Annotated in this window: 20 protein-coding genes and 2 tRNA genes; 10 read left to right on the top strand and 12 right to left on the bottom strand. The window is 42.8% G+C overall.

The window, feature by feature from the left end:
• A partial coding sequence (locus tag EI161_RS08335; RefSeq protein WP_192524318.1) for an IS30 family transposase occupies positions 1-279 on the top strand: 279 nt, incomplete at its 5' end.
• Between the two features lie 217 nt (positions 280-496).
• The gene (locus EI161_RS08330; RefSeq protein ID WP_192529415.1) at positions 497-1,468 is read left to right on the top strand and encodes a calcium/sodium antiporter; all 972 of its coding nucleotides are present in this window, start codon (positions 497-499) and stop codon (positions 1,466-1,468) included.
• 21 nt (positions 1,469-1,489) lie between these two features.
• On the opposite strand, the gene EI161_RS08325 is transcribed toward EI161_RS08330, so the two are convergent.
• From EI161_RS08325 to EI161_RS08315, 3 genes are all read right to left on the bottom strand, one after another.
• Positions 1,490-2,143 (bottom strand): RDD family protein, encoded by a 654-nt coding sequence (locus EI161_RS08325; protein WP_192529414.1) that lies wholly within the window; start codon positions 2,141-2,143, stop codon positions 1,490-1,492.
• A gap of 242 nt (positions 2,144-2,385) precedes the next feature.
• A tRNA-Arg gene (locus tag EI161_RS08320) sits at positions 2,386-2,462 on the bottom strand.
• Positions 2,463-2,646: 184 nt separating this feature from the next.
• Positions 2,647-2,736 (bottom strand) — tRNA-Ser (locus EI161_RS08315).
• 405 nt (positions 2,737-3,141) lie between these two features.
• On the opposite strand from EI161_RS08315, the gene EI161_RS08310 reads away from it, so the two are divergent.
• Entirely contained in the window at positions 3,142-3,942 is an 801-nt protein-coding gene (locus tag EI161_RS08310) for a hydroxymethylpyrimidine/phosphomethylpyrimidine kinase (protein ID WP_192529413.1), read from the top strand.
• Positions 3,943-4,034: 92 nt separating this feature from the next.
• Here the strand turns inward: EI161_RS08310 and EI161_RS08305 are convergent, their stop codons facing one another.
• The 5 genes from EI161_RS08305 to ppx form a co-directional block, all read right to left on the bottom strand.
• A complete protein-coding gene (locus EI161_RS08305; RefSeq protein WP_192529412.1) occupies positions 4,035-4,604 on the bottom strand; it encodes a YggT family protein in 570 nt (189 codons plus the stop codon).
• Positions 4,605-4,743: 139 nt separating this feature from the next.
• The gene (gene proC / locus EI161_RS08300; protein WP_192529411.1) at positions 4,744-5,577 is read right to left on the bottom strand and encodes a pyrroline-5-carboxylate reductase; all 834 of its coding nucleotides are present in this window, start codon (positions 5,575-5,577) and stop codon (positions 4,744-4,746) included.
• A 144-nt stretch (positions 5,578-5,721) separates the two neighbouring features.
• Entirely contained in the window at positions 5,722-7,263 is a 1,542-nt protein-coding gene (gene tilS / locus EI161_RS08295; RefSeq protein ID WP_192529410.1) for a tRNA lysidine(34) synthetase TilS, read from the bottom strand.
• A 446-nt stretch (positions 7,264-7,709) separates the two neighbouring features.
• The gene (locus EI161_RS08290) at positions 7,710-8,513 is read right to left on the bottom strand and encodes an acetyl-CoA carboxylase carboxyltransferase subunit alpha (RefSeq protein ID WP_192524949.1); all 804 of its coding nucleotides are present in this window, start codon (positions 8,511-8,513) and stop codon (positions 7,710-7,712) included.
• A 243-nt stretch (positions 8,514-8,756) separates the two neighbouring features.
• Complete coding sequence (gene ppx, locus EI161_RS08285) at positions 8,757-10,283, bottom strand: exopolyphosphatase (RefSeq protein WP_192529409.1); 1,527 nt, start codon at positions 10,281-10,283, stop codon at positions 8,757-8,759.
• Positions 10,284-10,771: 488 nt separating this feature from the next.
• Here ppx and EI161_RS08280 point away from each other — a divergent pair, with 488 nt between their 5' ends.
• Entirely contained in the window at positions 10,772-11,176 is a 405-nt protein-coding gene (locus EI161_RS08280) for a DUF962 domain-containing protein (protein WP_192524806.1), read from the top strand.
• 170 nt (positions 11,177-11,346) lie between these two features.
• Here the strand turns inward: EI161_RS08280 and EI161_RS08275 are convergent, their stop codons facing one another.
• From EI161_RS08275 to EI161_RS08265, 3 genes are all read right to left on the bottom strand, one after another.
• Complete coding sequence (locus EI161_RS08275) at positions 11,347-13,125, bottom strand: AMP-binding protein (protein ID WP_192529408.1); 1,779 nt, start codon at positions 13,123-13,125, stop codon at positions 11,347-11,349.
• Positions 13,126-13,548: 423 nt separating this feature from the next.
• The gene (hemL, locus tag EI161_RS08270; protein WP_192529407.1) at positions 13,549-14,850 is read right to left on the bottom strand and encodes a glutamate-1-semialdehyde 2,1-aminomutase; all 1,302 of its coding nucleotides are present in this window, start codon (positions 14,848-14,850) and stop codon (positions 13,549-13,551) included.
• A gap of 61 nt (positions 14,851-14,911) precedes the next feature.
• Positions 14,912-15,265: a zinc ribbon domain-containing protein YjdM gene (locus EI161_RS08265; RefSeq protein ID WP_225735297.1), complete on the bottom strand. Its 354-nt coding sequence runs from the start codon at positions 15,263-15,265 to the stop codon at positions 14,912-14,914.
• A 328-nt stretch (positions 15,266-15,593) separates the two neighbouring features.
• On the opposite strand from EI161_RS08265, the gene EI161_RS08260 reads away from it, so the two are divergent.
• Complete coding sequence (locus EI161_RS08260) at positions 15,594-16,346, top strand: YgfZ/GcvT domain-containing protein (protein ID WP_192529406.1); 753 nt, start codon at positions 15,594-15,596, stop codon at positions 16,344-16,346.
• Positions 16,347-16,401: 55 nt separating this feature from the next.
• Positions 16,402-17,721 (top strand): D-amino acid dehydrogenase, encoded by a 1,320-nt coding sequence (locus EI161_RS08255; protein WP_192529405.1) that lies wholly within the window; start codon positions 16,402-16,404, stop codon positions 17,719-17,721.
• A 40-nt stretch (positions 17,722-17,761) separates the two neighbouring features.
• Here EI161_RS08255 and EI161_RS14955 read toward each other — a convergent pair whose 3' ends face one another.
• A complete protein-coding gene (locus EI161_RS14955) occupies positions 17,762-17,890 on the bottom strand; it encodes a hypothetical protein (protein ID WP_263972274.1) in 129 nt (42 codons plus the stop codon).
• A 308-nt stretch (positions 17,891-18,198) separates the two neighbouring features.
• Here EI161_RS14955 and EI161_RS08250 point away from each other — a divergent pair, with 308 nt between their 5' ends.
• The 4 genes from EI161_RS08250 to EI161_RS08235 form a co-directional block, all read left to right on the top strand.
• A complete protein-coding gene (locus EI161_RS08250; RefSeq protein ID WP_192524668.1) occupies positions 18,199-18,402 on the top strand; it encodes a CsbD family protein in 204 nt (67 codons plus the stop codon).
• 836 nt (positions 18,403-19,238) lie between these two features.
• A complete protein-coding gene (locus EI161_RS08245) occupies positions 19,239-19,898 on the top strand; it encodes a PepSY domain-containing protein (RefSeq protein ID WP_192524667.1) in 660 nt (219 codons plus the stop codon).
• 190 nt (positions 19,899-20,088) lie between these two features.
• Positions 20,089-20,433 carry a hypothetical protein gene (locus EI161_RS08240; RefSeq protein WP_192529404.1) on the top strand — a complete coding sequence of 115 codons (345 nt, stop codon included), beginning with the start codon at positions 20,089-20,091 and terminating at the stop codon, positions 20,431-20,433.
• 53 nt (positions 20,434-20,486) lie between these two features.
• Positions 20,487-20,626, top strand: a 140-nt coding sequence (locus EI161_RS08235) for a helix-turn-helix domain-containing protein (RefSeq protein ID WP_192529371.1), incomplete at its 3' end; no start/stop codon positions are given.

The following is a 20,626-nucleotide window of genomic DNA, read 5'->3' as shown; positions in this document are numbered from 1 at the left end:
AAGACCATTACCTCTGACAATGGTAAAGAGTTTGCTCAGCATAAGAAGGTGAAACGAAAGCTCTTTACTTCCTTCTTCTTTGCCGATGCTTATGCGTCATGGCAGCGAGGAACCAACGAGAATACTAACGGCTTAATCAGAGAGTTCTTGCCTAAGGGTTGTGACTTTAGACAAGTCTCTGATAATGAGATACAGGACATTGAGAATAAACTAAACAACAGACCAAGAAAACGCTTAGGGTTTAAAACGCCCAATCAGGTGTTCTATAATATAATTTAGCGTTGCACTTGGTGTGTTAATCTAAGATTCATAAGGAAGCCTACTAGGGCGTGTCCTCATTTTGAAAATGGTGATAAAAACGAGATAAATTACAGCCAAACAAGGAAAATAGCGTAGATAATATCAGGATATTGACCAGCTATTTGACGCAGTTTGGCAAAATTTAACCATTTTTAGCCCATTTAATCATTTTCGTTCAGATTGAGGAGATGCCCTAATGTGGTTGGCAGTTATTGCAGTGCTCATTGGTCTGGCTATTCTGGTTTGGAGTGCTGACGTTTTTATTGATGGCGCAACGACCTTAGCCAACCATTTACGTCTCCCTAGCTTCGTCGTTGGTGTGGTTATTTTGGGTTTAGGGACGTCAGCGCCCGAGATGGTAGTCTCTGTATTAGCAGCACTAAACGGCAGCCCTGAGTTGGCGTTAGGCAACGCCTATGGCTCGAATATTATGAATATTGCTCTAGTCTTGGGTACCACGGCACTTATTAGCCCTATTGTTATCCAAAAAAGCATCGTCAAGCGCGACTTACCGCTGTTGCTACTTATCACCCTACTGGCAGCGTGGCAGCTACGCGATGGGCAACTTAGTCAAACAGACGGCGCACTGTTATTATTAGGATTGGTAGCGGTATTAACTTTTCAGATTTTCGTAGCTCTGCGGGAAGTGGGTAAAAAAGAAAACAAGAAGAATAATGCGAATGGCGAAGCGCAAGCAGCGGGTCTATTTCGTGGTTTGGCAAGCTTAATAATTGGTATGCTGATAATAGTCTTCAGCTCACGCGCTATCGTTTGGGGTGCGGTTGAGCTTGCAACCTACTGGGGACTGAGCGAGCTGATTATCGGCTTAACGATTGTCGCAGTGGGTACGTCATTACCTGAATTGGTGGCTAGCTTATCAGCGGCCCGTAAGGGTGAGCATGATATGGCACTGGGCAATATTATCGGCTCTAACCTTTTTAATACCTTGGGTGTCGTAGGACTTGCTGCACTCATCGCCCCTATTAACGCTGATCCCATTATTTTGTCACGTGATGTGTTGGCGATGGTGCTACTCACCGTATTATTGGTGGGGCTCTGTACTTTTTGTTTTATCAGCAAACGACAATTTGGTCGTATTTCTGGATCAATACTGCTGCTGTTCTTTATCGGTTATACAGTAATACTGTCGCAAACTTTTAATCTATAAATTAAAATGGCAGCTATCTGTTTATTTGCTTTGTTTGCGGTTTCTAATCACCCGCCACAGCCCTTCATTCTCTGTTTTTGGCATTTTTAACGTGATGGTATTCGATAGCATATCTTGCACCGCGAGGCCGCGAGGGTTAAACAAGCAAAATGCATAATTAAAGACAAAGCCCAAGAATACACTGGTTAATAAGATAGGACGTGAGCCGCCAATAATACTACCAATAATACCAAATATAAGCGGCATGATACTGGCTGCTAAAATCCGTTTGAATGATTGTCCCCACGTCAGCAAATGACCATTACTATTAACCGTCTTTAAACGCCAGGTCTGCATACCCAAAGTTTGACCACCGCGGCGCCAAAATAAACCATAAAATCCAACCAGCGTCAGCATAAAAGACGGCGTCATAATAAGGTTTTGGTACCATGTCGGCAGTGACTGGGCTTGCGATGATTCTGTACCCGTATTCATGGTCAATAAGGTTCCAATAACGGTCAACACGGTACCGACCAAAAATAATAACGCTAAAATCAACATACCATCATAAAGAATAGCCGCCATACGAGTGCCAGGCTTAGCAATCATTAGCTCTTCAATTTCAGGGGTATGATGTGCTGATGATTTATTTTTAATAGCAGCTTTTGACGGGCGTTTAGGTAAACTCTTTGACATGGTACAAGCTCATAGCCAGCAGTGAATAGTGGCTCTATTGTACCGTAATTCATCAACTTATCGTACATTATGATGGGAGAAGAATGGCGAGGAAAAGAGCGCTCACTGAAGTTTAGTAGAAAATTAGCACTATTATAAATATAACAGACATAAAAAAATCGCCAAATTGTCATAAGACAGGCGATTGATTTAGTTTTTATCTCAGCTTAATAGTTATGTTAACCAATAAGCTTTTATGCAAATGGTGCGCCTGGAGAGATTCGAACTCCCGACCCCTTAGTTCGTAGCCAAGTGCTCTATCCAACTGAGCTACAGGCGCGTATTTTGCACATCATCTACTGCGTTGTTAACAACAATTGCAGCAAATTAGGTTGGTTATTATATAGATAATATCGCTTGTGTCAACATCTTTAACCATTAAAACCAAATTATTTTTTGCTTTAATTTATAAAGTTAAGTAACACCAGTTTTTTGCGTTATTACTCTAAAAACAACGAAATAAATGGCGGTGAAGGAGGGATTCGAACCCTCGATACGCTTACACGTATGGTTCCTTAGCAGGGAACTGGTTTCAGCCACTCACCCACTTCACCGAACGATTTAAGACACTTATCAAAATATTTTATTAAAAATTACTTTTTATACAAAATATTTATTTAAATACGGTATCGATGCTAACGATACGTCTTATGCCGTGGGCGGTATTATAACAAAGCCAAAACGAATTGCAAGCATTGTCTGCTGTTTTCCTCAGGCTTTTTGCATAAATCTAAATTTACCACAGTTGAGCACAGTTTAAACTGTCAAAAAGCGCTTAATGAGACGTCTAACGTTAAACAAACACCTCATCCCTATGCTGTTTTTTTAAGTAAAGTCTACTATGCGCTATTTTTGATCATGGCTTTTTTGCTGGCGGGTCGCTATAGTAATTGCGGTTTGATTAAATATAACAACTTAAGTGTGTTGAGCACTGACAAAAATAAATAAAGGGAGAGGTTATGCGACCAGTCGTATTGTGTTTTTCGGGGTTGGATCCGTCGGGCGGTGCTGGCCTGCAAGCCGATATCGAGGCCATCGGTCAAGCAGGTGCTCATGCGGCCATCGCTTGTACGGCGGTTACGGTACAGAGCTCGCAGCAGGTTTTTGGTTTTGAGGCGTGTGCGGCAAGTTTGGTAAAAGACCAAGCGACTGCTGTGCTCGATGATTTACCGGTCAGTGTCATCAAATCAGGGATGCTCGGTACAACTGATAACATTGCCATGCTGACCCAATTATTTGCTGACGGTAGCATCGCTGAGGGCACGCCTTTTGTATTAGACCCTGTATTGGTAGCCAATAGTGGCGGCAGCTTAGGCGATGAGCAGACACTGGTTGCAGCGTTTAAAAAATTATTACCCTACGCCACTTTAATTACCCCAAACACACATGAACTGCGTGCGTTAAGCGGTGAGCAAGATTTGCGCCTCGGTGCGCAGAAGTTATGCGAACAAGGTACCTATGCCGTATTGGTCAAAACATCGCACGATTTTGAAAGTGGTGATATTGAGCAGTATCTGTATATCAAGGGTGAGATGGTGCATGAAAGCATCTTACCGCGCCTACAAGGCGAGTTTCATGGCTCTGGCTGCTCGCTCGCCAGCTTTATCGCTGGGCGCTTGGCTATGAGTGATGCGGTTGTCGATGCGGTAAAAGCCGCAGATAATTGGATTACCCAAACGCTGCGTGCCGCTGATGCGCCGCATCCTACTGATGCCAAAGCACAGCTGATTCCAAATCGTTTTATCGACTTCTCAAAATAGTCTATCAATAACCAAGAAAAAGGCACTCTAACTTAATTAGAGTGCCTTTTTTATGATATAGCAAAATTATTTCTAAACTTCTTAAATCTCACTTATCCCAACATTGGCATAAAGCTCGATGCAAATCCACCAATAAATATCTCAAGTAAATAAAAGGCAAAAAAGGCGACCATTGGCGATAAGTCAATCATACCTAAGTTTGGGGTAATACGGCGGAACGGCGCTAATATCGGCTCCGCTAACATAATAATGATACCAATAATCGGATGCTGAGATTGGGTAAACACCACAATCCAGCTGACGATGATGGAGCCAATGACTAGATAGCGGCACATACGCAAAAAGTCTAATACCAAGCTAATGGTACCCGTAAAGAACAGCGGAACGGGCGCGATACCTTTATGCGTCAATGCCGCCTTGCCCGAGATATCAATCAGACGAATTAAAAACATCAAGACGATAGCCGCAATACTGATACGCCCTTGCCCAACCGTTGGAAAAATACGCCCAAACACATCGACAATATGAGTCGCTTTATAAGCAGGGGCAATCATAGGATTACTGGCATCCATCCCTGCGAACTGCAGCATAAAACGGATAAAAACCAACATCATGGCGAAGGTGGTGACCAAATCAAAGATTTGAAATAACATGTTGTTCATGAAGTGCTACTCAATGTGACATTATTAACAGATTTTAAGATGACGAATGTTATTATCAGGTATTTTTATTACAAATAGGGTATCTCACTAATAAGTGACATACCCCATAAATAGATGGCTACCAGTTAATGAGCGATGGCTATTTACTCATCTCCTCGCTCAGCGCTTGGCTGCGATCGTAGCACGCTTGCATAGCCTCAACGATTTGGCGACCGATGTCATTGGCTTGCATCGACTCAACCGCTGCCTGAGTTGTACCGTTCGGTGAAGTAACCTTGCGACGTAGCTCAGCAGGCGCATCATCGCTGCCCATTGCCATTTTTGCGGCACCCAGCATGGTTTGCATGGCCAGTGCTGACGCTTGTTCTTTATCCAACCCTAAAGCCACTGCCCCATCGACCATCGATTCGATAAAGTAAAACATATAAGCGGGCGCTGAGCCTGATACGGCGGTCACTGCATGCATGTGTTCTTCATTATCTACCCACATGACCAGACCTGAAGCTTCCATAACAGCCGTCGCTAATTGCTTTTGCTCAGCCGTGATATTATCAGTACCGTACAGACCCGTCGCGCCCATTTGAATCATCGCAGGCGTATTAGGCATCGCACGCACGATATTGCCATAGCCACCCAGCATGTCAGATAAAAGATCAGTCGACAAACCTGCTGCAACAGAAATCACCAGCTGATTGTCCAAGGCATCCGCAAAAGCACTCACCACAGGTTTCATCACTTGCGGCTTTACGGCCAATACCACGATGTCAGCATCAGTAATAGCCGCTGTTGCATCTGCTGTTGGATCAACAGTGCTCAGGCCTTTAGCAGCCAGTTGCTCGCGCACTTCGCTACTAGGATCAGCCACTGTAATCGAACTTGGTTTGATACCACAGCTCACAAGCCCGCTAATCAAAGCTTGCGCCATGTTTCCGCCGCCGATAAAGCTTATTTTCTTATTATCTAATACTGACATACTTGTCTCCTACTCAAAAAATTCAAAGGTATTCAAACTAACATAACGATGGATAAAATGACACTCAGTTTACCATACTGCTACTGCCATGGTTTGATAAATTGCTGGCGCTGAAGATAGCCCTAATTTTTAAACAATCACTATTTAGCCTGTTTTATGTAAAACTAAATGATTGGTGATTATTTCAGGAAGCTGGTTGCGTTCAATCTCAATAAATGACTTATCAGACCCTAGCGCCCAACTCTCAAAGGGCGATAATAATAATAACGGCAACTCATCCTTATGAGCGAATACAGCACTAACCACCACTAAGCTATCACGCAACCAGACAGGCACGCCAAGTGTTTGAAACAGTTTTTTCCCCGCTTGCGGTCGTGATGCCAGCGCAATGTGTATGCGCTGCTGCCGACCTAATGGCGCAAATGTAATCTCAACCTCACCTTTATCCTTATTTAATAATTGTGCCATCACATTTGGCATAACCTGCACTTGCCAAGTAAAATATTGGCTGCTACGTAAGGGGAGAAAATCAGGTTGATGGTTGGTTAAACTATCACTAAATAAAGAACGTTTAGATAGTGTCTGCGCTTGCTCAGTAAGCGGTATTTTAAGCCATGTTAGCCAGTTATAGCTTAGGCGATACAGCTGTTTACGATAACGACGGATGGTGTACGACTGCTTGCGACCTTGCCAAAAAAGCTCAGTTTGATGGTCATGGTCATGGCGCTGGCTTAGGTTTAATACATCATCGACAAGCTGCTTAGCAGGCGGTAACGGCTCATCCTGACCTAACCAGTAATGTAATAATTGACGTTGGCGGTGGATAGGTCGTTTTTGTAACACCTCAATATTTAGCACCCGTTGCGCTGGAGCACAGCAAAGAGAGCTGACCTCACTATCATGCATATCTTTTGCCGCTTGTGCACTGATTGTTAATTGCGCATCGTTCAGTAGTTGTGCACTACGAGCAATATTATCGATAACATTTAGATTGTGTTTCGCCAATATCGGCATGATGTCACGGCGCAGTCCACTACGTACGTTATCGCCGCCCTCATTGGTAGGATCATCGATATAGGGCAGTTTTAGATGTTGAGCATAGGCGCTAATATTGGCCCGCTTTATAGTGAGCCAAGGTCGCCATAATACGATACGATGCACGCCTTGCTGTTGTACGCGCCACGGCTGCATACCCGATAAACCATTAACCCCAGCTCCTTGAATCAGGCGCATTAATACCGTTTCCGCTTGGTCATCAGCATGATGCGCTAATAATAAAACATCGTCTTGATTGAGTTGCGCGCGCATCACGTCATAACGGGCTTGGCGGGCGGCTTGTTCATCATGGCCCTTTACCTGCGCCTGTAAAATAGTGCAAGGTATGTTTTGAGCTGCTGCCCAATCGGCAACATGCTGCGCCCAAACATCACTACCTGCCTGCAAGCCATGATTGACATGTAAAAGCTGGGGTAAAAATGACAGCACGCCTTGTTGGTATAATTGCACACACAATGCTGCCAATACCAATGAATCACGTCCACCACTGCATGCCAGCCAAACACGGCGTCCGTGTAACTGCTCACCATACTCGCTTAAGCTGCTCAATAACGCTGATGCAAGATTAATATCAATCTGTAGCTCAGCGATTGGCTCGATAGGATATGGAAGAATTGCACTGCTAGTCATAATCGCTCTTATTGTTTGACATATATAATTAAAATACTTTAAAAACGCTACGATACTGCGGGTATAGTTTTTTTGCAGCCTCTGTCTGCGTAGGCACAGCAAGCTAGAAAAAACGGTACCTGCAGTACGTGATGTAGCGATATTACTTCTCACTGACTATAAATGAATCAGTCTAGAAGCTTAGGGGCTGTATAGAATTCAGCCCCTAAAGGTTCATAAGTTAATAGACACAAAAAAACGCGCCATAAAATGACACGTTTTTATTTTAACATTAAGCACAGACTTATAGGATTAAAAGCTACCTATTAGCCGTTCTAAATAACATCGATGCGCTGGTCGATACACTGTTAGCCACGTGCTACTGTTATCGGTTTTAAAGTGAGTCAACTATACGGCCCTCTAACAATACAAAAGCTAGTAAAGCATAAAGCCAGAAAAACAGTACACTAGCAAGGCAACATGACTTCAGAATCAAAGGACTTCAACCTTTCATAGCGTTGCTCACAACGCTCATGCGCATCCAAATCTTTGAGCCCATCTAATTGCTCAACCAATAGTGCTTTTAGCGCATTCATCACTGGCTGTGGCTCAACATGAGCGCCCTCACCCTCATCAATGACCGCATCAATTAAGCCCATTTGATATAAATTAATAGCGTTCAACTTCAATGCTTCACTGGCATCTTGGGCTTTTTCAGCGGTTTTCCATAGAATGGACGCACAGCCTTCAGGAGAGATGACCGAATAAATACTGTTTTGTAGCATGTTTACTTTATCACCAACGCCAATCGCTAATGCGCCGCCTGAGCCGCCTTCACCGATAATAGTGACGATAATAGGCACTTTTAAGCTAGAAAAAACTGCAATACTTTCGGCAATAGCTTGCGCTTGACCACGCTCTTCAGCACCGATACCAGGGTAGGCGCCTTGGGTATCGACAAAGGTCATGACCGGAATATTAAAGCGCTCAGCCATTTTGACCAAACGAATAATTTTGCGATAACCTTCAGGGTTTGCCATCCCAAAGTTATGGGCGATACGCTCACGCGTGCTACGACCACGGTGCTGACCGACCACCATCACTGGCATACCGTTTAGACGCGCAAGTCCGCCAAGGATGGCCTTATCATCAGCATAGGCACGGTCGCCATGCAACTCATCAAATTCAGTAAACAGCTTATTCACATAGTCCATAAATAATGGACGTTTGGCATGCCGTGCAAGCTGAACGCTATCCCAGACGGTACTCATAGACGCTTCCCTTTCATAGTTCTGTTTAATATAGTGACGTTTAGTATAATGATATTTAATATAGTGACGTTTAATCTGGTATCGTTATCGGTCTAAAATAATAAAAGTACAGTTGTAAACTCAATAAAAGCTATAGTAGCACATCTTATATGGCATGACATTATCGACGAAGGCGCTTTTGTTACGTTTATATTTAACGTAATACCTATAATCGTAACCACCAAAAACTGTAACCACTAAAATCTAGGCTTCTACAATACTCAACTTCACACCCCATTTGGCGAACTGATCAACTTCAGTATGTAGGTCGGGCAATAAGAAAGCATAGTGTTCGTTGCTCTCGCCAACGGTGATTTGCCAGCAATTTTCATCAATGACTTTTAACGCTAATGCCGGTAATTCATAATCACTGCGGCTGTGATGCGCCAGTACGGCCAAACGTAGCAACAAACACAGGTAAACAAGCGCATTGCCGCCAATCACACAAGTCTGCTCTAGCATATCGGCCTTAAGCTTTCGGCGATGATTGAGCATCAACTGCGCCATACGCTTTTGATCGACTTGCGAAAACCCAGGTATGTCCGAATATTCCATCAAATAGGCGCTGTGCTTATGATAGCTACTGTGGGCAATCGCCAGCCCTATTTCGTGTAAGGATGCGGCGCGTCTGAGTAAATCCCCGTCATCACTACTCAAGCCAAGCTTATCTTGTACTTGCTCAAATAAATGACGACTGGTTTTTACCACTTGTTTGGCTTGTTTTTTATCGCCTGAATAACGCTTAATCAGCGCCAATACACTGCGGTCACGCACATCTTCGCTCGCAAAACGCCCAAGCATGTCATACATAACCCCTTCGCGTAGCGCACCGTCTGAGTAAGTAATGGTCTCAACACCCAGTACTTTCATCACTGCTCGCAGTACCGCAACACCCGCTGGGAAGACCGCTTTTCGGTGTTCTTTGACGCCTTCTAAATCAATATCTTCGACGTTGCCGATTTTAAGTAGTAACTTTTCTAATTTTTTGACCCCTTTATAAGTGATGCGCTCCTGTTCATCGGCCCAGCCTTTAGAAACAAGGACGTTACGCACTGCTTTAATCGTTCCACTTGAGCCAACCACACTGCTCCAGCCCGTCTTTTGATAACGACCACTAATCGCCAGCACTTCTTTGCGAGCACCTGATATCGCATTAGTAAATGCTTCTTTGGTAATCTGTCCGTCAGCAAAGTATTTTTGGGTAAAAGCAACACAGCCCATCTGTAAGCTTTCGGTCAGTAATTGATCGAAAGCTTGACCAATAATGAACTCTGTCGAACCACCACCAATATCAATGACCAGGCGCTTATCACTACTGGCATTGGTGTGCGAGACGCCCAAATAAATCAAACGTGCCTCTTCACGACCAGCAATGATTTCGATAGGTTTAGGTAAAACCTTATTGGCACGGGTAATGAAGTCATCGGCGTTTTTGGCTTGACGTAAAGCGTTGGTCGCGACAATTCTAATACGCTCAGGAGGTACCGAATCTAAGCGTGCGACAAAGCGGCTTAGGCATTCAAGACCGCGCTTTTCAGCAGCGGCACCTAAAATATTATGCTCATCCAATCCTGCCGCCAACTGTACCTTTTCAGACATAGACACTACTTTTCGCACCTCACCATGATCCAGACGAGCAATGGCCAAATGAAAACTGTTGGAGCCGATATCGATGGCTGCCATCATTTCATCTTCAGCAAGTGGTGGGTTTTTCAGGTAATTATTGGGCATAAGAAAAATCGTACCGTGTCAGATAAAAAGAGAGTATATTTAAAAGATTTCGCACTTTTAAAATATAGAATGTAGGGGATAAAAAAGTAATCACACTTAGGAATTAAAGACATCAAACTTATAGCAATTCAGCACTGAACAGAGGCATTCATATCGATAGCGCCGTATAGCACGGTTGCGCTCTTAAATCGAAGCAATTATATAGCAATTTTTGCCATTAAAGCATTTATGCCAAATGCTGGCAAGTAAGCAACCAGCATCGCTAAACACTGTTTTAACCATCATTAATAAAAAACTGAGAGTCAACTTTTAAGCTTGTGTTGCCAATGCTGGTTTGCTACATTGAAAATATAGATATATTGCGATAAATAACAATTACTTATCTTAATATTTATGAGTGCTATTAGACAATAGCCGCATTTACTTTTTTGCACTAAATGCACCTCATGAACCAACTAGGTTATATAGCCAGCAAGGAAGCTAATATCATGAAACAGCCTACCGCCCCAACAACGCAAACCAAAACAATCATCGCCGAAAAGGCCAGTAATGGTTATCTTGTCAATGCAGAAAACCCAACCAAACAGAAGTTTTATGACTTTTATTTAGACGAGCATCAAAACATGGCCTGCCGTCGGCTACATTTCGCCGGCAGTAGCTTTGGTCTGCTAGGATTAGCAAAGTCTCTCAAGAATCGCTCAGTAAAACCTCTTGTTAAAGGCATTGCCGCCGGATACGCCTGCGCATGGGTGGGACATTTTTTCTTTGAAAAAAACAAACCCGCCTCTTTTAAATCTCCGCTAAAAAGCTTTGCCAGTGATTTTCGTATGTACACCGATGTACTGCGCGGCAATTTAAGCTTAAAAGATAGAAAATTTGATAAAGCTCGATAAAAATAAGTATAGTCGATCTACTATAAAACAAACACAGTAAAACGAACACCGCGCTACTGGGATAAATTTTGCGCAGCCTCTGTCACGCTTGCGAACAGCAAGCAAAGAAGATTTATCCCAGTAGCGCGTTATAATATTTGTACTTATTTTATTTTTTAGTACACAGCTATTTAGCGCAAGGATTTACGGAGTATTTTACCCACAGCCGTTTTAGGGAGCTCATCAATAAAGGCATAAGCTTGCGGACGTTTATAGCCTGTCAAACGCTCTTTGGCAAACGCAACCAACTCATCAACCGTCAAGCTTGGATCATTTTTAACCACAAACGCTTTGGGTACTTCACCGCTATGCGCATCTTCAATCCCAACGACGGCTACCTCCAGCACTTTAGGATGTTCGGTCAGCGCCGCTTCCACCTCATTAGGATAAACATTAAAACCTGACACCAGTATCATGTCTTTTTTACGATCAACCAATGTCAAAAAGCCCTTTTCGTCTAACCTACCGATATCGCCAGACTTAAAATAACCATCGTCGGTAAAGGTCTCTGTATTATCAAGACCCCAATAACCTTGCATCACTTGTGGTCCTTTAATCCCCACTTCTCCCGGTGTTCCAATCGCACAGGCCGATCCATGCTCATCGATGATTTTGATATCCATCATGGCCAAAGGTAAACCAACACTGCCATTAAAGGTATCTATCCCTGGTGGATTAAAAGAAATAACCGGCGAAGTCTCTGACATACCATAACCTTCATTGATAATCATGCCAGTCACACGCTGCCAGCGTTCAGAGACGGCTTTGATAATTGCCGTACCGCCACCGATAGATAATGCCAGCCGACTAAAATCAAGACCAGCAAATTTTGGATGATGCAGCATGCCGTTAAATAAGGTATTAACCGAAGGAATCACGTGTGGTTGATGCTGCTCAATGCTATTGACTAACCCATCAATGTCACGCGGATTGGTGATCAAAACATCTTCCCAGCCGCCATAAATACCCAGTAAACCACAAACGGTAAACGAGAAAATATGATAAAGCGGCAAAGGATTCAGTATTTTAACCTGCTCGCTACGATCTGCTTCGACAACTGTCCCAAACATCGCATAACACTGGCAGATATTGGCCATCACATTATAGTGCGTGAGCATCGCACCTTTTGGCTTGCCCGTTGTGCCACCCGTATATTGTAGTAACGCCAAATCTTCGCGTGCAATCGTCACCGGCTGACATTGCCCAGCATGGTATGACTGCATAATATGAGCAAAACTAATATCACGTTTCACATCAGTATTAGCTGATGTGGCATTGGTGGCGCTAGATGCTATAGTTTCTGAGCGTTTGTTAATAACGTCGTCGCTCTCATTGGTAATAACTGACGAATCATTAATTTGACTAAGTAACGCAATATCGTTGTCTTGCGCGGCAGCGCTTGGGTCAATAGAACAATGTACGACTAAGGACAGTTGCGCTTTAACCTCATCGTCCAACTTATCATAAGCAGCTGTCATACCACCAAGAACAATCAAGCCACAGGCTTTAGAATCTGTCAGCTGATGCGCCAATTCATAGTGGGTATACATCGGATTGACGTTTACCAATACTGCCCCTACCCGAAAACAGCCAAGTAATACCACCGCATATTGCAATATATTTGGTAATTGCACCGCAATACGGTCACCTTTTTGGATATTTTGCGCTTGCAAAAAAGCAGCAAAGCGGCGACTCGCAGTATCTAACTGTGCAAAAGTTAAGGTGGCCGCGCCCATACTAAAAGCAATAGAATTACTGTGCTGATCGATTTTCGGTTGTAGTAAGTCGAGCAAATTGTGCTTATCGTTTAATACATCCAAATTATTTTTTAATCCATACTCCTCGTAAGCCGTTTGCCATAATGGTGGAACATGGGAGCTTGGCGCGCTATTTTCAAAGCTATTATTCATCAGGTTGCATCCTTGCTAAATCGTGATTGTTATCCTCAGGATAGCACAACTGGGTCTTTGTATTACAGGCTCACAAGCAAGGAGACTTTTAGGTTGTAGAGCATTTTTATTCCTAAAAAACACCCTATATTTATTAAAAAACGTTTATCGACTAGGGCTTGTCCTCATTTTGAAAATGGTGATAAAAATGAGATAAATCACAGCCAAACAAGGAAAATAGTACCGTTAATATCGAGATATGAACCAGCTATTTGACGCAGTTTGGCAAAGATTTAGCCGTTTTTAGCCCATTTAAAGTTTAATGCTCAGATTGAGGACACGCCCTAATAAGATTCAACCACAAAAAAACCAGCACAATAACTTTAGCTACTGATGCTGGTTTTTATTTTAGTTATTTAACGCTTGATACTTTCAGTAAATGACTTAGGCTTTTGCCATTTCAGCAAATATCTCATCAGCGGCCTGAATCGTTGCTTCGATGTCTGCATCGCTATGTTTAATAGACATAAAACCCGCTTCATAAGCAGAAGGTGCCAGATAAATACAGCGATCTAGCATACCGTGGAAAAAAGTGTTAAATACGTTCATATCGCATTCGGTCACTTCATCAAAGTTTTTTGGTGCGCTCGTTGCAGTGTCTTTGACAAAGAACATGCCAAACATACCGCCCAATTTATTGGTGCGTAGATTAATGCCATGTTTGTCAGCAGCAGCTTGAATACCATCTATAAGCTTATCTACTTTAGCCGATAGTTCATCATAAAAACCATCTACCGTTAAGTCTTCAAACATGGCGATACCAGCACGCATTGCTAGCGGATTACCTGATAGCGTACCCGCTTGGTAAACGCCGCCTAGCGGTGCGATACAAGACATGACTTCTTTTTTGCCGCCAAACGCACCAACGGGTAAACCAGCGCCAATGATCTTGCCGAAGCAAGTCAAATCAGGGTCAATACCAAAATGCGCTTGCGAACCGCCAAGTCCAACGCGAAAGCCAGTCATGACTTCATCAAAAATCAATACGGCGCCATTTGCTGTACATTCGGCACGCAGCGTATCATGGAATTCTTGCGTCGGAATAACCATGTTCATGTTGCCGGCGATTGGCTCAACGATAACACAAGCAATCTCATCGCCCCATTTCTCAAAGCACTCTTTTATCGCTTGTGGGTCATTATAAGGCAAAGTAATGGTGTGCTTAGCAAAATCCGCTGGTACCCCTTTAGACGTTGGCTCGCCGATATCGAGCATGCCCGAACCCGCTTTTACCAGTAAGCTATCTGAGTGACCATGATAGCAACCTTCGAACTTAACAATCTTATCACGCTCAGTATAGCCGCGCGCCAAACGAATCGCACTCATGGTCGCTTCTGTACCTGAGCTGGTCATACGAATCATTTCAACACTTGGAACGATTGCACAAATTTTATCTGCAACGGTAGTTTCAAACGGTGTTGGCGTACCAAAGCTTAAACCATCGTCAGCAGCTTTTTTGACCGCATCGATAACTTTTGGGTGCGCATGGCCCAAAATCATTGGACCCCAAGAGCCTACATAATCAATGTAAGCATTGTCTTCGGTATCATAAATTTTGCTGCCGTTAGCACGGTGCATAAAGATTGGCGTACCGCCGACACCAGCAAAGGCGCGGACGGGCGAGTTCACACCGCCAGGAATATGTTTGCGAGCTTGCGCAAAAAGTTGTTCATTCTTTGTACTCATAATTATTCTCTACTTATTATTTCTCTATCACTTTATTAGGGCCTATTGAACATTGATGGTCTTAAGCTTTTTTAACCACTGACGACTTCAGCTTCATTTGACCAAAACCGTCAACTTTACAATCAATGTCATGCCCATCTACTGGATCATCTAGCAGACGGATGCTTTTAACTTTTGTGCCAACCTTAATCGACGTCGAGGAGCCTTTAACCTTTAAGTCTCTAATTACCGTCACTGCATCACCATCTTGCAGCTCATTACCAACGGCATCACGAATAACCGCCTCTTGGTCTTCAGCATCTGCCGCGTCGGTTTCAGCTGCGGTCCATTCATGAGCGCACATCGGACATACCAGTAACGCGCCATCTTCATATGTATATTCAGCATCGCATTTTGGGCAATTGGGTAAGCTCATAATTTCCTCGTCAGCCGTGATAAATTGGGTGTATTCTAGAAATATCATTGTACCGTAACTCGCCAGCTTTAACCAATTTGTAGCGTTGAAAACGCTGCGTTGCGCCCAATTTACATCTTAACGATTGTCTTATTGATGACGTTTTTTATGATGGTGTTTTTTATGGTACTCTTCTTTAACTTGACTTGTCTTTAACTTGATTCGGTTCTACCCCTTTTATCTTTAAAGAGTAAAACTGAAATAGACACTCTAACAATGGGGTTTTACGTTAAAGTTTCGATAAACACAAACCTTTGATAAATACATACTTATAAATAGGATAATAACAATGGCTCAATCTATAAATGAATCGACACTGCCACAGTTTTCCCAACTAACCATTCAAGGTGAAGATGCCGAAAAGTTCTTACAAGGGCAGTTGACTTGCGACATGACCAAGCTAGGGCTCAGCTATCAAGCAGCAGCCATCGGTAACCTAAAAGGTCGGATTGAATTTGGTATTTGGATTAAAAAACAGGCTGAAAAGCATTACGATGTGGTGATTAGCGCTGATTGTGGTGATGCACTGCAAGCCCACTTAAATAAATTTGGTGCATTTTCTAAATTTGACACCAGCGCGCCTACTGCCATTTATCCTTGCGTGCTTGCTGATGAGCCGACTTTTAGCCACAAGGACGACCACAATACACTCGATGACACCCAAGCTTGGATGCAAGCTAGTATCGCAGCGGGCAACTATTGGATTGTAGCGGCAACGCAAGGTGTGTTTCAGCCACAAGAGTTGCGCCTACATCAGCGCGGCGGTATGGACTATGATAAAGGCTGCTATCTCGGTCAAGAAGTCATTGCTCGTATCTATTTTAAATCAGCACCGAAAGCATTTTTACACTACGTGCAAGGGTCAGGCGAAGTGCCAGCCGCAGGTGAAAAGTTAGAGAAAATCCAAGTGGTTAATGCTATCGAAAATGCAGAGGGTTTTGCAGCCCTAGTTGTTGCCCGTCCAGAGTACCTTGCTGATAGTGAGCTGACGATATTAGCATTACCGCCTGCTTTGCAAGCTGATGTTGCCCGCCAAAAATAAAGCCAATCATCAGCATTATTTAATGCAGTTTTACTAAAACGCAGCAGAGCAATTTATGAGCCATATTGCGGTACTCGGAGCAGGCGTGGTAGGTGTTACCACCGCATGGTATCTTCGCCAAGCGGGCTATGATGTTACCGTTATTGAGCGTGAATCTGCCGCAGGGTTGCAAACCTCATTTGCCAATGGTGGGCAAATATCTGTCTCACATGCCACGCCTTGGGCCAATCCTTCAACTCCGATGAAAGCAATCAAATGGCTGTTTCGCGAGGATGCGCCACTACTTTATCGTCTACGTGCGGATAAAGCACAACTGAAATGGGCGCTACAGTTTTTACAAGAATGCCGCGCAGATAAAGCCGATGCCAATTTGGTACAAATGGTTCGTTTAGGACTATATTCACGCGACGCTTTGCAGCAACTGCGTGCTGATATCGGCATTGATTACGAGCAACAAACCCGCGGTATCATGCATTTTTATACCAATCAAGCTGAATTTGATGCCGCCATCGCGCCGACAGAGCGCATGCAAGCGTTAGGCTGTGAGCGTTATGTGATTGATATCAACAATGCTGTTAGTCTCGAGCCTGCCCTTTATCCCATCGCCCATAAGTTAAAAGGCGCGACTTATACCAGCCATGACGAATCAGGCAATGCCCATTTATTTACCCAGCGTTTGGCGCAACGCTGTGCCGAATCGGGCGTGCGGTTCTTATACGATACTGACATTTTAGCCATCAATATCGACGCCCATTCCGCTCATCCACACATTCATAGCATTACCATTCAACCCAAAGATCAAAATGCGCAGACTTTTAGTGCCGATAGCCATGTACTGGCACTTGGTAGCTATAGCGTGCCGCTAATGAAGCCACTCAATATTCATTTGCCTATTTTCCCTGCCAAAGGCTATTCTGCGACTTATCAGGTTAATCCACGAGCCCCGCATTTAGCGCCATTTATTAGCTTGATTGATGATGAGTTTAAATTGGTCACCTCACGCCTTGGTGATAAGTTACGCGTGGCTGGTACAGCAGAGTTTAATGGTTATAATCTAGATTTGAATAGCACACGTTGCGAAGCTATTACTCGCCGAGTGCAGCAATTATTTCCTAAAGGCATCGTTGCCAACTCAGTACAATATTGGGCAGGACTACGTCCGATGACCCCGTCAAATGTGCCGCTCATTGGACGCGCCCATATGGGTCAAGTCCGTCATGGTAGCCAAAACGCGGATGCTACCTTTGATAATTTATGGCTCAATACTGGTCATGGCACGCTTGGCTGGACGCATGCTTGCGGCTCGGCAAAAGCCATTAGTTTATTGATACAAGGCGAGAATCCACAGGTAGATTTTGATTTTATAGGTAGATAGTCGATCCACTATAAAACAAACACAGTAAGCGAATACCGTGCTACTGGGGTAAATTTTGCGCCGCCTCTGTCTGCGCAGGCAAACCATTCATCACCGCATTACCACTTAACTGATTCATTGAAGTATCGCTGATCAGCTCGTTACGTACAGCGCGGATAAAACACCTCAAACTTACACAAGGATACTGCACATAACATAGCAAGGGCTTTTATCATAATTAAGTAACACTACAAACATTGGTCATACAGACAAAGCGTTTGAAAATTCATATATTGGTATCACAAGTTAGCCATTGGCTGTCTGCATTGCAGTTTCAAGTAATCGTAAGCAGTCAGAAATAAGCTACTTATTAAAAGCAGTACTGAGTAAGAATCATAAATAATAACTTGGATACTAAAGCGCTTTATAAGCTATTAATTTAACTTTTAATTAATTAACACTATAAAAGACGCAATAACTTATAAAAGGAATATAACTATGAATGAACATACTCTAAAAGGCGATTGGAAACAAATGAAAGGCTCAGTAAAGCAAAAGTGGGCTGACCTTACCGATGATGACCTATTACACATTGAAGGTAGCCGTGATAAGCTCGTGGGTAAAGTCCAAGAGCGTTATGGTCACAGTAAAGATGACGCTGAGCGCGAAGTAGATACGTGGCGTACTGAAAACAAATACTAATTCATGACTTTTTTATAACATGATTTTCTATAAAGAATCATTTTTATAAATAGTTAGCTAAAAGCCGCATTAACCTTAATGCGGCTTTTTTATGGGCTAGATTTATAGTTTGGCGTATACGGTATTAGGAAAACATAAAACCCAGACACGATAAAACCGCATAGCAATCGACTGTTATGCGGTTTTATTGTTAACTATCCATGTTACTTATCACGACTGTCTTTTATGCATCCTTGCATAGCATTCAGTATATTGTGATACTGGGCATCCTGCCCTATTTACTACGTCTATCAGCAGTTAACGCTGACATCAGCAAAGTTTATGTGTCCTTACTTCATTTACGTTTATCATCCTGATAGTGGTAAATGAATCATTATCCTTAATGCGGTCAACTCAATCCTTGAGTCACATTCCCTAATGCCGTGTGACTATAATGCCCAATTCCCACTCTCATGTTAAGTGGCGTAAACGTCATTACGTGTAAGCATATGCTTACAACGACGTTATAAGCACTTATTTTTAGCCCATTTAATCGCTTTCGTTCAGATTAAGGACACGCCCTAGTATCGACTATAGACTCAATCTTAAAAAAGGTATTCTTAAGAGAAAACACCCTGAATGAGCGTCTCTCATACGGTTAGCGATAAACGCCCTACTTAGCAAGAGTTATCTCACTCAAAACATCGCATCATTACGAAATTATTTGAAACATTTACAACTTACTAACGTGAAAGACATCTGTTACCAAGTTTTTCGCCTTAAAATGTATGTAAGAAATTATTTCAATAAGTTATTTGAGCACGACCAAACTGTCAGACATTATAAGAGATATAGTTATGAGAATATTACAACATCCCAAAATTAAAACAGCCTTATCTGCTGGGCTTGGTGTGGCATTATTAGGCGTCACTGCTGGCGGTACTGCTATGGCCTACGATAACCAGCCTGTCTATCGCGGTGATAGTAGCTATGGTAATGATTATCGCAATGGTGACTTTGGCCGTATTAGTCAGAAATTACGCCAAGACCTGCGTCGTAGCGGCTACCATGTGATGGACATCAAACCTGATACTCACCGCGGCAATCGTTCGCTCACGGTTTATGCCAAAAAGGACAATCAGCCATACGAACTTAAGTATACTTATCCTGGGCTTAAGCGTATTAGTTCAAGTAAAAAAGAGTGGTCAAACGTCTGGCAAGATAAAAACCACCATAACGGCAACGGCTATTATGATAATGGCAAGTATAAAAACCACAATAACCGTTATAAAAACGACGATATTGAAGATAATATCAAAAGAGAAGCACGCTACCCTACTATCAAAAATCGAGCCATCAGAAAGGTAGAAGGTATGGGTTATCGGGTAAAAGACATCGAGCTTGACGAAAAAAATAATCGTGGTGTCTTTGAGATAGAAGCCAAGCGCGGCTCACAAGAGTATGAGATATTACTGGGCTATCCAAACTTAAATGTAATTAAGATTGAAAAAGATTAATCCCAAAAAACAGCCAACGACCTCTTACTGGCAATAATTTATATACCATCAATCTGGAGCGTTGGCGTCATTTCTTATGTGATGCCTTTGGGTAGATAAGCCAGTGCTAGGACGAGTTAGCGTTTTCTGATGACCCTTTATTGGTCAGTATTAAAAAATAATAATTCATGAAATATTAGGAGCATTTACTATGAAGATATTAGCTTTCTCAACGCTAAAAACCGCTTTTTCTACCGGCATGGTAGTTGCCTTATTAGGTACCGCCGTTGGTTGTACTACTGTGACGCCAGGATACGATAATCACAAAGTCTACTCTTCACAAGGCAATCATCACGGTAATGGCAACTATAAAAACAATGGCCGTTACCATCAGGGCAATTATAATAACGGTCGCTACAACAATAATAATGGTCGATATAATAATAATGGTCGATATAATAACAATCGTCGATATAATAATAAAAAAGGCCATCATAAAAACAATAACGGCCGCTACAACAATAACAATGGTCGATACAATAATATAGTCAGATGACCACAAAAATGTTATAAAATAAATCAATTAAACGATTACCAGTATAAACGACCATGACTTACTCCCTAGATTATCGCAAACAAGTTTTAAAAAGCTTAGATGAGGGCATGACCTTTGCCGAAGCTGCTGTTTTCTATGATATCAGTCCAACGACTATCCAGAAGTGGAAAAAGCGTCTTCATAGTAAAACCAC

It is taken from the genome of Psychrobacter sp. FME5, from assembly GCF_014861375.1.
Lineage (GTDB): Bacteria > Pseudomonadota > Gammaproteobacteria > Pseudomonadales > Moraxellaceae > Psychrobacter.
Note: the sequence above shows the minus strand (reverse complement) of the source record. Positions and strands in the feature narration are given on the sequence as shown.

Bases quoted from the DNA above. Each gene is read 5' to 3' on its own strand.
- EI161_RS08260 (WP_192529406.1), top strand. From the start codon at position 15,594: ATGGCTCAATCTATAAATGAATCGACACTGCCACAGTTTTCCCAACTA.
- EI161_RS08240 (WP_192529404.1), top strand. From the start codon at position 20,089: ATGAAGATATTAGCTTTCTCAACGCTAAAAACCGCTTTTTCTACCGGC.
- EI161_RS08290 (WP_192524949.1), bottom strand. From the start codon at position 8,513: ATGAGTACCGTCTGGGATAGCGTTCAGCTTGCACGGCATGCCAAACGT.
- EI161_RS08280 (WP_192524806.1), top strand. From the start codon at position 10,772: ATGAAACAGCCTACCGCCCCAACAACGCAAACCAAAACAATCATCGCC.
- EI161_RS08325 (WP_192529414.1), bottom strand. From the start codon at position 2,143: ATGTCAAAGAGTTTACCTAAACGCCCGTCAAAAGCTGCTATTAAAAAT.
- EI161_RS08310 (WP_192529413.1), top strand. From the start codon at position 3,142: ATGCGACCAGTCGTATTGTGTTTTTCGGGGTTGGATCCGTCGGGCGGT.
- proC (WP_192529411.1), bottom strand. From the start codon at position 5,577: ATGTCAGTATTAGATAATAAGAAAATAAGCTTTATCGGCGGCGGAAAC.
- tilS (WP_192529410.1), bottom strand. From the start codon at position 7,263: ATGACTAGCAGTGCAATTCTTCCATATCCTATCGAGCCAATCGCTGAG.
- ppx (WP_192529409.1), bottom strand. From the start codon at position 10,283: ATGCCCAATAATTACCTGAAAAACCCACCACTTGCTGAAGATGAAATG.
- EI161_RS08245 (WP_192524667.1), top strand. From the start codon at position 19,239: ATGAGAATATTACAACATCCCAAAATTAAAACAGCCTTATCTGCTGGG.
- EI161_RS08330 (WP_192529415.1), top strand. From the start codon at position 497: ATGTGGTTGGCAGTTATTGCAGTGCTCATTGGTCTGGCTATTCTGGTT.
- hemL (WP_192529407.1), bottom strand. From the start codon at position 14,850: ATGAGTACAAAGAATGAACAACTTTTTGCGCAAGCTCGCAAACATATT.
- EI161_RS08305 (WP_192529412.1), bottom strand. From the start codon at position 4,604: ATGAACAACATGTTATTTCAAATCTTTGATTTGGTCACCACCTTCGCC.
- EI161_RS08265 (WP_225735297.1), bottom strand. From the start codon at position 15,265: ATGAGCTTACCCAATTGCCCAAAATGCGATGCTGAATATACATATGAA.
- EI161_RS08255 (WP_192529405.1), top strand. From the start codon at position 16,402: ATGAGCCATATTGCGGTACTCGGAGCAGGCGTGGTAGGTGTTACCACC.
- EI161_RS08250 (WP_192524668.1), top strand. From the start codon at position 18,199: ATGAATGAACATACTCTAAAAGGCGATTGGAAACAAATGAAAGGCTCA.
- EI161_RS08275 (WP_192529408.1), bottom strand. From the start codon at position 13,125: ATGAATAATAGCTTTGAAAATAGCGCGCCAAGCTCCCATGTTCCACCA.